Raw genomic sequence first — 13737 nt, forward strand, 5'->3', positions numbered from 1 at the left:
TCTACTGAATTAGTACTTCCAGAAACTCGGGTGGAACAACACCGCCACGGTTAAGATTTCTAAACGACCGAGGAGCATGCCGAGTGACAACGCCCATTTAGCGACATCGGGTAGCGTTGAGAAGTTACCTACAGGTCCAATAATCGGGCCTAAACCAGGGCCAACGTTAGTGACTGCCGTAATCGCGCCAGTGAAACTGGTCATAGGATCAAGACCCGTGAGCACTAAAATCACTGACAAGCCCACAATCACCATCACAAACAGCAGTACGAAAGTGATCAGAGAGCGCACGATATCATCACTGATGATGCGGTTGTTGTAACGTTCCCTAAAGATACCGTTTGGATGACATTGCTGTTTCAATTGCTCGCGCATAATGGCCCCAGCAATTTGAAAACGGAAGATCTTAATCCCGCCCGAAGTGGAACCAGAGCAACTACCGACAAACATTAAAAACAGGAAGGCGATATTGGCAAAGGCGCCCCAAGCACCGTAGTCCGTTAAGCCATAACCTGTAGTGGTGACTACCGATACCACGTTAAAGCTGGATAAACGCAGTGCATCTAGAAGCTCAATGTCGCGGGTTTGCCACAGCCAGAAGCCAATAGAACAAGATACAAATGTGAGGAAAAATAAGAAGCCTTTGACCTGAGCATCGTTCCAAATCCGTAGATCCCTTTGCTGTATGGTTTGTACAAACATGAGCAGTGGCAAGCCACCTGCTGCCATAAAGAAAATCCCAACCCAGTGTGCAGAGTTGGAGAACGCCGCCATTGAGCTATCTGAGGTCGAGTAGCCACCAGTCGAGAGGGTGGTCATTGCATGATTGATGGCCTGAAACCAAGTCATTCCAGCCAGATGATAGGCAACACAGCAGATACTCGTTAGTAAAATATATATAAAGAATAAATACTTAGCCATGCTTTGGGTGCGAGGCACTGCTTTATCGCTCCAATCGGATGATTCAGTGCGGAATAGCCGCATCCCGCCAACGTTTAAGAAGGGCAGAATCGCCACCGCCATTACGATAAAACCAATCCCACCTAGCCATTGCAATAAAGAGCGCCAGATTAAGATACTGTGATCCATAGTATCCAACCCTGAGAGTACAGTAGAACCTGTGGTCGTGATGCCGGACATGGTTTCAAAGAAGGCGTCGGTATAACCAATACCGTGATAAAGGGTAAATGGCATTGCCGCGAATAGGCTTACGATCAACCACGTTAGGCTGGTTAGCAGGAACATATCGCGGATATTGAGGTTAATGCTTTTGCTTTGGCCATTGTGTAAACACAGGCTTGAGCTAATGCCTGTGACTAATGCCGACACCATAAAAGAGCCCACAGTTTCCTCACCTTTGTATGCGGCGAGGAGCAGTGGGATCAGCATGAAAGCTGTCAGCATGGACAAAAACAGCCCTAAAATAAACAATAGCGGTCTAAAGTTCAGCATAAGTTGGCTTACTAAGGTTCTTAGAAGAAGAAAGCACTTGGTTGGAAAAGCTTCTCGACTTCGCCGACAAACTTTTTATTCACTAAGAACAAGATCACGTGATCTCCTTGCTCTATCACGGTTTTGTCGTGGGCCATCAGCACTTCATCATTGCGGACAATAGCGCCAATCGTTGTCCCCGGTGGCAACTTAATATCACCAATGGCTTTGCCAACGACTTTAGAAGTGCTGGCATCTCCGTGGGCGATAGCTTCAATTGCCTCGGCCGCCCCACGACGTAGAGAGTAAACGTTACAGATATCACCCTGACGAATATGAGTTAATAGTGCCGAAATAGTCGCTTGTTGTGGTGAGATTGCAATATCGATGTTGGCTTCTTGCACTATATCCACATAGGCTTCGCGTTGAATAAGCACCATGACCTTTTTCGCGCCCATACGTTTTGCTAGCAGGGCGGACATAATATTGGCTTCGTCGTCATTGGTGACCGCAATAAATACGTCGGTTTGGTCTATGTGTTCTTCGAGCAGTAATTCTTGATCTGAGGCATCACCGCAGAACACTGTGGTATTTTCCAACTGCTCCGATAATGCTTCTGCACGTTCTAATTTATGCTCAATTAGTTTGACCGAGTGGGTGCGCTCAAGGCGTTTTGCTAAACCTAGGCCTATGTTACCGCCACCGGCGATCATAATGTTGCGGTAGGAGTTATCGAGCTTTTGCATTTCGCTCATGACAGCGCGAATGTGGCGACTGTCTGCAACGAAGAAGACTTCATCATCGGCTTCGATAATGGTCGTTCCGCGAGGCATAATAGCGCGGCCTTGGCGGAAGATCGCCGCGACCCGGGTATCAATATTGGGCATATGCTCGCGAAGTGCCGCTAATGCATTTCCCACCAGTGGGCCGCCGTAATAGGCTCGAACAGCCACTAGGCTCAAGCGGCCTTCGGCAAATTCAAGCACTTGTAATGCGCCTGGATATTCTACGAGTCGCTGGATGTAAGCGGTCACTAACTGTTCAGGGGCGATTAATTCATCGATTACGAAGCCGCCGCGGGGGCGACCGTCGCTATTTTTGGTTTCACTGTCGATAAAGAGTTTATCGCGCATCGCCAAATACGGTTCTGAGCGGATACGGGCAATTTTAGTCGGCGTACCAAAAAGGGTATAGGCAATCTGGCAGGCAGCCATATTGCATTCATCACTATTGGTTACGGCGATAAGCATGTCGGCATCTTCTGCGCCAGCTTCTCTGAGCACATCAGGGTGAGCGGCATGGCCCGCTACGACGCGAAGGTCATATTTATCTTGCAGGGCGCGTAATCTGGATTTGTCATAATCGACAATGGTGATGTCATTGTTCTCACCCACCAAATTTTCGGCCAAGGTTCCCCCAACTTGACCCGCACCTAATATGATAATTTTCATGGCCTTGCTTACTTCCTAATCAGTCGCTTTCAATAAACGGGCATAATAAAACCCATCCATATTGTCTTGTCCTGGCGTGATTTGCCAACCTATATCCTGTGGCGAATTTTGCTGGGCAAGTGTGTCTAGCTTAGCATCTACCGTTCTATCTAAAAACGCACTGATCTGGTCGCGGTTTTCCTGCGGTAAAATCGAACAAGTGGCATAAAGAAGCGTGCCACCGGGTTTTAGCCACTTCCAGCAATGATCGAGAATTTGCTGTTGTAGTTCAGCCAACTCTTCGATGTCATGGTTTTTTCGCAACCATTTAATATCGGGATGGCGGCGGATAACTCCCGTGGCTGAGCAAGGCGCGTCCAGTAAGATACGATCAAATTGTCCGCCTTGCCACCATGAGTCTATGTTGGCCGCATCACCATGGATAAGCTCCGCTTTTAATGATAAGCGGTCAAGGTTCTGTTGCACACGCTCAAGGCGTTTGGCATCAAAATCAACAGCCACTAATTTGATACTCGGCTCAAGTTCGAGTAAGTGACAACTTTTGCCACCGGGTGCCGCGCAGGCATCGAGTATTAATTCATTCGCTTGCGGGGCTAGTAAGGTCGCCGCCCATTGTGCCGCGCCATCTTGCACTGATGCTGCACCTTCATGAAAGTGTGGCAGTGTGGCGACATCCTTTGGATGCGCTAGGAGAATGGCATCGGCACTGCTGCCTTCGCTCGCTTCAATGTCGATTTCGGCTAGGGCTGCGAGGTATTCGGCACGGCTCTGGGATAAGCGATTGTTACGCAGCCACATGGGCGGGCGTTCATGGCTTTGTTGAATGATGTCTTGCCATTGCTCGGGATAGGCTTCTTTTAAGCGCTTAATTAACCAAGCGGGTGTGTTATAGCTTAAGGTATCTGATCCAGTACTTAGTGGCGATAGCTGGCGCTGAATATTGCGCAGTACACCATTAACCACTTTGACCATGCCTTCAAATTTTAATTGGCGACAGGCTTCGGCGGTTTCTGAAATTGCGGCGTGGCTTGGAATACGAGTGAAGTACAGTTGATAGCAACCTACGATCAGTAGCTGGTGGATAATCCTTTGCTTACCTTTGAGTGGTTTCGCTAGGCATTCACTGATGCGTTTTTCTATTTGCGGCAGAGTGCGCATCACGCCGTAGCAGATCTCGGCAAGTAGGGCTTTATCTTTGCCACTGGCAAGATGTTTTTGTTGATCAGGCAATGCCACTGACAGTGACACGCCTTTTTCTAATACTTCGAAGATGGCTTTCGCAGCTAGCGCGCGCAAGTTCATGATTATTGTGCCTCGTTTGCGAGGCGAGTATTCGGGCTAAACCATTCACCTCGAGCATTGAGAATATCGGCAACATTGAGTGGCTTTTTCCCCGGAAGCTGCATACTCAGCAGGGTTAACACACCATCAGCGGTGGCGACGTCTATGCCTTTTTTGCTGGCGCTGATAATAGTGCCTGGAGCGGCTGTGCTGGTGGTTTCGCTGACTTGAGTTTGCCACACTTTAATAGTGTTACCTTGGTGCTCAAAGTAACTCACAGGCCAAGGATTAAAGGCGCGGACTTCTTGCCATAACTGTTTAGCGGATTTATTCCAGTCGAGTCTGGCTTCTTCTTTGCTGAGTTTTTCTGCGTAGTTTGCTAAGGCTTCATCTTGTTTTTCAGCGGCTAAGGTGCCATTTTCCAAACCTTCGAGTGCTTGCAATAGGGCAACGGGACCTTGTTCTGCCAGTTTCTCGTAAAGGCTGGCTGACGTGTCGTTATCTTCGATCGGCAGATAGGTTTTAAGCAGCATGTCACCAGTATCTAAACCCACATCCATCTGCATAACGGTTACGCCAGTTTCTTTGTCGCCGGCCCAAAGTGCGCGTTGGATCGGTGCTGCACCGCGCCAGCGTGGCAAAATAGAACCATGAACGTTAATACAACCTAAACGCGGTGTATCTAATACGACTTTTGGCAAGATCAGACCGTAAGCGACGACCACCATGATATCGGCGTTGAGTGCGGCAAGTTCTTGTTGCGCGGGTTCTTTACGTAATGAGCCGGGTTGAAACACTGGAATACTATTGGCGATAGCGAGTTCTTTTACTGGGCTGGCGGTCAGTTTCTTGCCGCGGCCAGCGGGTCTATCGGGCTGAGTGTAAACGCCAATCACATTGTGGTGTGAGTTTAAAAGTGCTTGTAAGTGGCGAGCGGCAAAATCCGGTGTTCCGGCAAAGATGATGTTGAGTGGTTTCAAATCTGATCCTATGCTTCTTTGGCGTCCAATCGGGCCGCTTTTTCAAGTTTTTGTTTGATCCGCTGACGTTTTAGCGGCGACAAATAATCGACAAACAATTTGCCTTTGAGGTGATCCATTTCGTGTTGAATACAAATGGCAAATAGCTCATCGGCCTCAACTATAAATTCGTTACCGTGCCTGTCTAAGGCTTTTACCGTGACAAATTCGGCGCGATCGACTTTGGCGTAAATCCCCGGAACCGACAGGCAACCTTCTTCATTACAGAAGTCACCGCTGCTGGTGATAATTTCGGGATTGATAAACACTTTAGGTCGTTCGACTTCATCCTGTAAGTCCATGACAATAAGTTGTTTATGGTAATCAACTTGGGTCGCGGCCAGACCGATACCTTTTTCTTGGTACATGGTTTCGAACATATCATCAATTTGAGTCTGCAGCTCGGCATTAAACTCTGTGATGGGTGTGGCTTGTGTTCGTAATCTTTCGTCAGGGAATTGTAATACTTTTAATAGTGTCATACATAAACTCTTAACAAGTCTGTCAAATCTCTGCCAGTTAGTTATACTGACTGATGCTAATGAGTTAATTTTAATCTTTAGTGCCTACCAATAACAGTAAAAGCTCAAACTAAGAGTTAAACAACATGGAAATACCCATGAAACGGTTAATTTTACTCGCGTTAATGACATTCAATTGCACGTTTGTTGCCGCAGATACCCTGACGCTTAAGGCGGGGCATCCTGAGTCATATGTAGTGAAAAAGGGCGATACTCTTTGGGATATCTCCGCCGCGTTTCTGAATGACCCATGGAAATGGCCAAGTCTTTGGGATGTAAACCCACAAATTGCTAATCCCCACCTTATTTACCCTGGCGATCAACTCACTCTGGTATTTATTGATGGTCAGCCCCGCCTTGTGCGTAATGGTGCTACTGTTGATAGTGCTAAACCCCATGTAAGAAAGAGTCCCGAGGGACGTGTCATTGCTAAGAGTAATGCTATTCCAGCCGTTGATTTAGCCTTGATTGAACAATATTTAGTGCAGAATCGGGTCGTCGAGACTCACTGGCTTACTGAGCAACCTATGGTGCTGGCAGGTGAAAGTCCATCGCGTCACCATATTGTGGGTGATGTGATTTATATTGATGCTGAACTGCCAATAAACCAAAAATATGGTATTTACGAACGCGGTCGCGAGTTTTTCAATAAAGAGTCAGGCGAAGCGTTAGGACAAGAAGCCATTTTGTCGTCTACTGGGCAAGTGATTGAGTCTGGTAAGGTTTCAAAAATTAAGTTGCTAACGAGCTTTCGCGAAACCAAAGCGGGCTTCAGAGTATTGCCGATGGAAAGTGATTCCTTGATGTCAGCTTACTTTACTCCTAAACCTGCGGAATTAAAGATACCAGCTTTAGTGTTAGCAACAGAATCAAATTTGCGTGAAGCGGGTAAGTTGAATGTCGTGTACTTAGATAAAGGCACTCAGGATGGCGTCGAGCCTGGGGTGGTATTTTCTATTTACCGTGATGGGGAGGTTATTGTTATCAACAATGATGGTATGCCGGTTCCTGCAATTGAACGTACTGCCTATGATAACCTAATGGCGTCAGTCTCTTCGGATCGTGCAGTTAAGATGCCGGATGTTTATCATGGTAAGTTGTTAGTGTTTAAAGTGTTTGATAAGGCGAGCTTAGGTTTGATTGTCTCCACTGAGCGGCCTGTTCGTGTTGACGATAAGTTAATCGCCCCTGAATCTTTAGCCTTAAGAGGTCTATAATCTCTGAAAATTTGGTCGATTGGTTAGTTGTTTGTGCTGTATCTGGGCTAGGACCCGCTCGGATCCAACAATTATTAACGCACATGGAAGTGGACGACCTCAGACAAAGGTTAGAGCATGAGAGACAAGCGCTACCTTTATCTGATCATCTGCTCCATAGCCTTGTTATTGATTATCAAAAAGTGGATGTCGCCCTCGAATGGCAACAGCAAGCCGCCGATCATCATCTGCTTTGTTTCTCTGATCCGCTTTATCCACCATTATTAAAACAACTCTCAGATCCACCCGCCGTCCTGTTCGTTAAAGGTTGCTTAGAGGCGTTAGCCCTTCCTTATCTTGCGATTGTTGGCAGTCGTAATGCTTCTCCAGGCGGATTGCAGGTCGCTTATCAGCTGGCTGCTGAGATGTCCTCAATGGGATTTGGTATCTGTAGTGGCATGGCGATGGGGATTGATGGGGCGGCCCATAAAGCCTGTGTTGACCATCAAGGGCGCACTATTGCCGTACTAGGAACGGGCATAGAGATCATTTATCCACGAAAACATCGACAGCTTTATCATGATATTCAGCAGCAAGGCTGTATACTTAGCGAGTTTTGGCCCGATACTGGTCCCTTTGCGGGTAATTTTCCGAAACGAAATCGCATTATTAGCGGTCTATCTTTAGGGACACTTGTGGTTGAAGCCTGTCGCAAAAGCGGCTCTTTAATCACTGCTAGGTTGGCGATGGAACAAGGGCGTGAGGTGTTTGCCGTTCCGGGCTCAATCTTAGGTGGTTACCATCAAGGCTGTCATGATTTATTACGTGATGGAGCAAAGCTTGTGGAAACTGCTGCCGATATAGTGGAAGAGTTGGCAAGTTTAACCGCTTTCCACCTTGAAGAATTGAAGTTATGCCACCATATACAGCAGGGCGAGATTTGTAATTTGCCATTTTCGTCTCTGTTAGCTAGTGTAGGTTATGAAACTACATCAATTGATGCAGTCGTTGAACATAGTGGAAAAACGATAGATCTGGTGTTAGAACAAATGCTTGAACTTGAGTTGCAAGGTTGGGTAATAGCAGTACCCGGTGGTTACGTCAGAGTAAAGAGGAGCTAGCCATGTTTGATATCCTCATGTATCTATTTGAAAACTATGTTCACAGTGAAGTTGAACTACTAGTTGATGAAGACGAGTTAACCAAGGAACTCACTCGTGCCGGATTTCATCAATCCGAGATTTTAAAAGCGTTAACTTGGTTAGAGCGCTTAGCTGAATTACAAGAAGGGGATAAACCTTATCTTTGTAATCACGATCAGCATTCGTTTCGTATCTATACAAAGGACGAAATGGACAAGCTGGATGTGGAATCCCGCGGTTTCTTGCTGTTTTTAGAGCAAGTTAAAGTGCTGAATGTCGAAACCCGTGAAATGGTGATCGATAGAGTTATGGAGTTGGATGAACCAACCCTGATTTTAGAAGATCTCAAATGGGTTATCTTAATGGTGCTGTTTAATGCTCCTGGCCATGAGTCCGCTTATGAGCAAATGGAAGATTTAATCTTCGAACAGCCCGAAGGCCGACTGCATTCTTAATTGTTGTGAAAGATGAATTATGAGAGAAAGGAGGCTAAGACCTCCTTTTTTGATGCCATAAATTCCTTGATGGCACTGCGCTTGATATCCTAATGCGCTACGACAGGTGGTGAATGATTATGTCTAAGATTGATGAACAATTATTTAGTGCCCACGAACACGCACTGGAAAAAGAATACGAACTTTGCCCTGAATGTGGCAGCGAGTTATCGGTCAAACACAGTAAGCACGGCGGTTTTATTGGCTGTAATAATTACCCTAGCTGTAATTACACTCGTCCCTTAGTGCAACACGAATTCATTGAAACTCAAGTGATTGAAGGTTCTGTATGTCCTGAATGCGGCCACGAGCTGGCGGTAAAATCTGGTCGATTTGGGATCTTTATTGGTTGCACTCAATACCCTAGCTGCACGCATATTGAAAAACAGGATCAAGCGAGTGACAAGCCTGACATTCCTTGCCCTGAATGCAAAGCGGGTAAGCTTGAGCACAGAACGAGTCGCTTCGGAAAGAGTTTTTATGCCTGCAGTGCTTACCCTAAGTGTAAGTTTATTGTGAATTATCCTCCGGTTGCTGAAGCTTGCCCGAGTTGTGGTTTTGGGATCTTAGTCGAGCGTAAAGGTGCGGCTGGGATGCGTTTAGAATGCCCGCAAAAAAGCTGTAAATACAAAAGACCACTTTAGTTTATTGTGTGACCTGCATCTTAATATTTGGCCGATGAAAGTGGCTTGCGTATAATCCTCGGCTGACCGCTGATGGGGCGGTCAGTATTCGAATTTATCCAATAATTTGATTGTTGAAATCGACAATACTCAAAAGGTGATCCTAAGATGTTGCAGCTGCACCCATCTGACATAAAAGATATTGTGCTTAACGGTGGTGTTATCGCTTATCCAACCGAGGCCGTTTATGGCCTAGGTTGCGACCCAGATAATGACACTGCTATCCAAAAGTTATTGGCTGTAAAACAGCGCCCATGGCAAAAGGGACTGATCTTAGTCGCCAGTGATTTTCAGCAGCTTTTGGCTTATGTTGATGAATCGCAATTAACGGTTGAGCAGCTCGAGTTTGCATTTTCCAAGTGGCCGGGGCCTTTTACCTTTGTCATGCCAATCAAAGCGCAGGTTTCAAAATACCTCTGTGGCGAATTTGACTCTATCGCAGTGCGAGTGTCGGCCCATGCTGGAGTACAAGCCCTGTGCCGCGCACTTAATAAACCTTTAGTGTCGACCAGCGCTAACCTTGCAGGTGAAGATCCCGCATTAACTGCCGCTGAAATCCTCGCCGATTTTACCGGTAAAATCGATGCACTGGTATTAGGTGAACTCGGCGAACAACGTCAGCCCTCGACCATTATCGATGCGCGAAGCGGTAAGATTTTACGAAATGGACAATGAGCAAACCAATAATAAGGATAACAAGATGAGTGTGCCTGATGTTGCAGTGGTAAAAGCGTTTTTAATCGATCTACAAAACCGAATTTGTGCTGGTTTACAGGTGCTGGATGGCCAAGCCACGTTCGCCGCCGATTCATGGACTCGCGCCGAAGGCGGTGGTGGTACGAGCCGAGTATTAACCCAAGGTGCAGTGTTCGAGCAAGCTGGGGTTAACTTTTCCCATGTGACTGGCGCTGCTATGCCTGCGTCAGCTACGGCGCATCGCCCTGAGTTAGCGGGCCGTAGTTTTGAAGCTATGGGGGTTTCTTTAGTTATTCATCCTAATAATCCTTATATCCCAACGACTCATGCCAATGTGCGCTTCTTCATCGCTCAAAAAGAGGGTGCCGATCCCGTGTGGTGGTTTGGCGGTGGCTTTGATTTAACGCCTTATTATCCGTTCGAGGAAGATGTGCGCGAGTGGCACCAGACTTCTAAGGATATTTGCGCGCCTTTCGGGGATGAGGTTTATCCCAAGTATAAGAAATGGTGCGATGAGTATTTCTTCCTACCGCATCGTAATGAAACCCGCGGCGTGGGTGGATTGTTTTTCGATGACTTGAATCAAGCAGGATTCGAGCAAAGCTTTAGCTTTATGCAGGCTGTAGGTAATGGCTTCTTAACGGCCTATGCGCCGATTGTCGAGCGTCGTAAAAAGACTGAATTCGGTGAGCGTGAGCGTCAGTTCCAACTCTATCGTCGTGGTCGTTATGTTGAGTTCAACTTAGTCTACGACAGAGGCACTTTGTTTGGCCTACAGACGGGCGGCCGCACCGAGTCTATCTTAATGTCGATGCCGCCATTAGTGCGTTGGCAATATGCTTATACGCCAGAGGCGGGAAGCCCAGAGGCAGATTTGTACGATAACTACCTCAAACCCCGCGACTGGGTTTAGCCAGTAATCTTAAAAAGTGGATGCGATGTCCACTTTATTGATTACGCATATGATCAGCCAGAGTTGAAATCGCCTCAAAGATGGCGGCTCGATGCTCTGGCTTATTAATGTTTTCTTCAATCGCAAATTTCATACAAAACAGCCATTGATCCCGCATCGCCTCATCGACGGCGAAATGCATGTGTCGTGCTCGCAATGCGGGATGACCATATTTCTGCTGGTAGAGCTGCGGTCCGCCGAGCCAACCACTTAAAAATTCGCACAACTTCTGCTCTGATTCCGCAATTGGCGCTCTATGAATGGCAAGCAGTGTTGCCGTTTCTTCAGAGCTTGCCATCTTCTGATAAAAACTCTTTGCGATAGCACGTATCACCTGTTCGCCGCCGATTAAATCATAGGCGTTAGATTGACTCGGATCGCGATCATCCTGTGGCGGAGTGTGTTTACTAAAAATCTTTTTAAGCCAGTTCATTGGAATAGTCGTTCACTAAAATAGAGAGTATTGAGCCGATGGCGCATTATAGCGTGAAACCCAACGTGAAATTTAGTTGAACATAATTCGTCTTGCCTAGGCTCAAAAGCGCGGTAGACTGCAAAGCCATTGAACCTAAAATTTAATATCGCTATGACAGACAGATACGCAGTGTTTGGCAATCCAATTAGCCACAGTAAATCGCCGTTCATTCATGGACAATTTGCCGCGCCCACCCAAGAGTTATTAATCTATGAAGCCATTCTTGCTCCGGTCGATGGTTTTGAAGCCTCACTGACGGCGTTTTTCAATGCGGGCGGCAAGGGCGCGAATGTGACAGTGCCTTTTAAGGAGCAAGCTTTTGCGCTGTGTGACAGTCTCAGCCCAGAGGCCAAGCTTGCTGGCGCGGTAAACACCTTAAGTTTATTGGCCGATGGCACTATTCGCGGTGATAACACCGATGGTTTAGGGCTGGTGGCTGATCTCATCGCTAACTTAGGCAGCCTGCAAGATAAGCGCGTGTTACTTATTGGTGCTGGTGGTGCGGCGCGCGGTTGTATTCTGCCGTTATTAAATGCGGGAATTGCGCAGCTGATCATCAGTAATCGCACTCACACTAAGGCACAGCTTCTGGTCGATATCTTTACTTCGGTGGATAACGGTGCTTTCGCAAATAGAGTCACCGCCGTAGAAATGAATGAGCTTGTGGGCGAGTTCGATGTCATCATCAATTCAACTTCGGCGAGTCTTGCGGGCGAGTTGCCAACTTTGCCTGCGCATATCATCACCACCCAAACTGTTTGTTATGACATGATGTATGGCGCCTCGGTCACCGCGTTTAACCAATGGGCGCTATCTCAAGGTGCAGCTAAGGTTATTGATGGGCTCGGCATGTTAGTCGGACAAGCGGCTAAGAGTTTTACCCTATGGCGAGGTATTGAGCCCGACACTCAAGTGGTATTAAATCTTTTGAGGGATAAACTAATGGCCGAGCCTAAGTAGGAAGCATGAATCAAAGTATTCTTTTTCCCGAACTGCAATATTGGGACGACGCCCACAAGCGAGTCTGCTTTATCGCGCAGTCACAGGGGATGAACATTAAGTGCTATATCAGTGTGAATAAGTTAGCCGAGCTGAATGATTTCTCTGAACAGCCGAGTGCCAATGAAGCCGCTGCTATGCTGGCATTGTTTGATGCGGTGAGATTTGATGCCGAAGAAATGGCGGAAGACTTAATTGAAGCTGAAGAGTTTGATGAGTTTGGGGCAGTACACTTAGGCTAAACTTATCGAACTTAGATAGTTTTCTGAATCAGCGAATAGCAAAAGGCGGTAGAGACTCAATGAGTCTCTACCGCCTTTATTATATAGCTATAGTGACACTAAGCGACTAACGACAAGTGACTAGATGTTTTGCAACTCAACTAAGTATTCGTTTTTCAGTCTAACATAGTTGTCGGCAGATTCTGGCAAAAAGGCAATTTCGGCAGGCGTTAATGGGCGAGCCTGCTTAACTGGGCTGCCTACATATAAATAGCCACTCTGTAATACCTTGCCCGGTGGCACTAAAGAACCCGCACCTAAGATCACATCATCTTCTAAAATCGCACCGTCGAGAATAATCGCACCCATGCCTACTAATACTCGGTTACCGACTTTGCAACCGTGAAGCATAGCCTTGTGACCAATAGTCACATCATCACCAATAATCAGTGGATGACCATCGGGACGAGCAGCTGACTTACGCGTTACATGCAATATGCTACCGTCTTGTACGTTCGAGCGTTTACCAATACGAATATGGTTAACATCACCACGCGCCGCCACCATAGGCCAAATACTGGCATCAGTATCTAACGCAATATCGCCAACAAGCACCGAAGCTTCATCTACATATACGTTATTGCCTAATTGAGGATGAATACCTTGGTAAGTTCTGAGTGGCCCTGACATAGAAAAGTCCCTAATTGAGTGGTTTTTAGCATTATAAAGGTTAAAAACTAGCGGGTCAGGTCAAATATCCAACGAACAGTGAGAAAATGACAATTATCTTAAAAATAGGGGTTGCGGACTTTCTCAATCTCCCTATAATGCGCATCCACTGACACGGCAGACAGCGAAAGCCAGCTGACGAATTAGGTTGAATTGAGGCGCTTTTAAGCACTTAATTCAAGCGCGTCAAGAAGTTGAAAAAACTCCTTGACGCGAAACGGGAAATGCGTAGAATACGCAGCCCTAGCCAACTGGAAGCGTTCGACGCTCAGTGTGGTACTCACCTTCTCTTATGAGGTTGAGTTGCTCTTTAACAAGATAAAACAAGAAATCTGTGTGGACACTCACAGGTGTTGAGTTAATCGAAACTGCTTAACCTTTGGGTTGGCAGTCAAAAATTTAAATCAATGTAACAATGAGTGTTCATAGCAATATGTACAGTTTGTT

At 46.6% G+C, this 13737-nt stretch carries 15 protein-coding genes; 8 read left to right on the forward strand and 7 right to left on the reverse strand.

The genetic code is table 11. The features are described 5' to 3' along the window. Nucleotides 1-9: 9 nt before the first annotated feature. From L5L97_RS20720 to def, 5 genes are read right to left on the reverse strand one after another with little or no spacing between them, the layout of a single operon-like run. Nucleotides 10-1452, reverse strand: coding sequence for a TrkH family potassium uptake protein (locus L5L97_RS20720; RefSeq protein WP_113941395.1), 1443 nt, complete (start codon nt 1450-1452; stop codon nt 10-12). Between the two features lie 20 nt (nt 1453-1472). Continuing rightward, nucleotides 1473-2882 carry a Trk system potassium transporter TrkA gene (trkA, locus tag L5L97_RS20725; protein ID WP_105250826.1) on the reverse strand — a complete coding sequence of 470 codons (1410 nt, stop codon included), beginning with the start codon at nt 2880-2882 and terminating at the stop codon, nt 1473-1475. Between the two features lie 15 nt (nt 2883-2897). Further along, nucleotides 2898-4184 carry a 16S rRNA (cytosine(967)-C(5))-methyltransferase RsmB gene (gene rsmB, locus L5L97_RS20730; protein ID WP_263183819.1) on the reverse strand — a complete coding sequence of 429 codons (1287 nt, stop codon included), beginning with the start codon at nt 4182-4184 and terminating at the stop codon, nt 2898-2900. 2 nt (nt 4185-4186) lie between these two features. Then, complete coding sequence (fmt, locus tag L5L97_RS20735) at nt 4187-5143, reverse strand: methionyl-tRNA formyltransferase (RefSeq protein WP_263183821.1); 957 nt, start codon at nt 5141-5143, stop codon at nt 4187-4189. 8 nt (nt 5144-5151) lie between these two features. Further along, nucleotides 5152-5664 carry a peptide deformylase gene (gene def, locus L5L97_RS20740; RefSeq protein WP_217363072.1) on the reverse strand — a complete coding sequence of 171 codons (513 nt, stop codon included), beginning with the start codon at nt 5662-5664 and terminating at the stop codon, nt 5152-5154. A 125-nt stretch (nt 5665-5789) separates the two neighbouring features. On the opposite strand from def, the gene L5L97_RS20745 reads away from it, so the two are divergent. From L5L97_RS20745 to hemF, 6 genes are all read left to right on the forward strand, one after another. After that, a complete protein-coding gene (locus L5L97_RS20745) occupies nt 5790-6920 on the forward strand; it encodes a LysM peptidoglycan-binding domain-containing protein (RefSeq protein WP_131524499.1) in 1131 nt (376 codons plus the stop codon). An 83-nt stretch (nt 6921-7003) separates the two neighbouring features. Continuing rightward, nucleotides 7004-8020, forward strand: coding sequence for a DNA-processing protein DprA (gene dprA, locus L5L97_RS20750; RefSeq protein ID WP_212601774.1), 1017 nt, complete (start codon nt 7004-7006; stop codon nt 8018-8020). A 2-nt stretch (nt 8021-8022) separates the two neighbouring features. Next, complete coding sequence (locus L5L97_RS20755) at nt 8023-8496, forward strand: DUF494 family protein (protein WP_006083793.1); 474 nt, start codon at nt 8023-8025, stop codon at nt 8494-8496. 119 nt (nt 8497-8615) lie between these two features. Beyond that, on the forward strand, nt 8616-9179 hold the full coding sequence (locus L5L97_RS20760) for a type I DNA topoisomerase (protein WP_263183825.1): 564 nt from the start codon (nt 8616-8618) through the stop codon (nt 9177-9179). Nucleotides 9180-9326: 147 nt separating this feature from the next. Further along, complete coding sequence (locus L5L97_RS20765) at nt 9327-9893, forward strand: L-threonylcarbamoyladenylate synthase (RefSeq protein ID WP_263183826.1); 567 nt, start codon at nt 9327-9329, stop codon at nt 9891-9893. A 25-nt stretch (nt 9894-9918) separates the two neighbouring features. Continuing rightward, nucleotides 9919-10827: an oxygen-dependent coproporphyrinogen oxidase gene (gene hemF / locus L5L97_RS20770; protein WP_263183828.1), complete on the forward strand. Its 909-nt coding sequence runs from the start codon at nt 9919-9921 to the stop codon at nt 10825-10827. A gap of 34 nt (nt 10828-10861) precedes the next feature. Here the strand turns inward: hemF and L5L97_RS20775 are convergent, their stop codons facing one another. Further along, on the reverse strand, nt 10862-11299 hold the full coding sequence (locus L5L97_RS20775; protein ID WP_263183830.1) for a group II truncated hemoglobin: 438 nt from the start codon (nt 11297-11299) through the stop codon (nt 10862-10864). Between the two features lie 153 nt (nt 11300-11452). Between L5L97_RS20775 and aroE the strand changes: the two genes are divergently transcribed. Together aroE and L5L97_RS20785 are read left to right on the forward strand one after the other, a co-directional pair. Continuing rightward, on the forward strand, nt 11453-12301 hold the full coding sequence (aroE, locus tag L5L97_RS20780) for a shikimate dehydrogenase (protein ID WP_263164835.1): 849 nt from the start codon (nt 11453-11455) through the stop codon (nt 12299-12301). 5 nt (nt 12302-12306) lie between these two features. Then, complete coding sequence (locus L5L97_RS20785) at nt 12307-12582, forward strand: DUF1488 domain-containing protein (protein WP_113941387.1); 276 nt, start codon at nt 12307-12309, stop codon at nt 12580-12582. Between the two features lie 120 nt (nt 12583-12702). On the opposite strand, the gene L5L97_RS20790 is transcribed toward L5L97_RS20785, so the two are convergent. Continuing rightward, on the reverse strand, nt 12703-13251 hold the full coding sequence (locus L5L97_RS20790) for a gamma carbonic anhydrase family protein (protein ID WP_168827558.1): 549 nt from the start codon (nt 13249-13251) through the stop codon (nt 12703-12705). Nucleotides 13252-13737 lie beyond the last annotated feature (486 nt).

The sequence above is a fragment of the Shewanella sp. SM71 genome (assembly GCF_025653905.1).
In the GTDB taxonomy this organism is placed as follows: domain Bacteria; phylum Pseudomonadota; class Gammaproteobacteria; order Enterobacterales; family Shewanellaceae; genus Shewanella; species Shewanella oncorhynchi.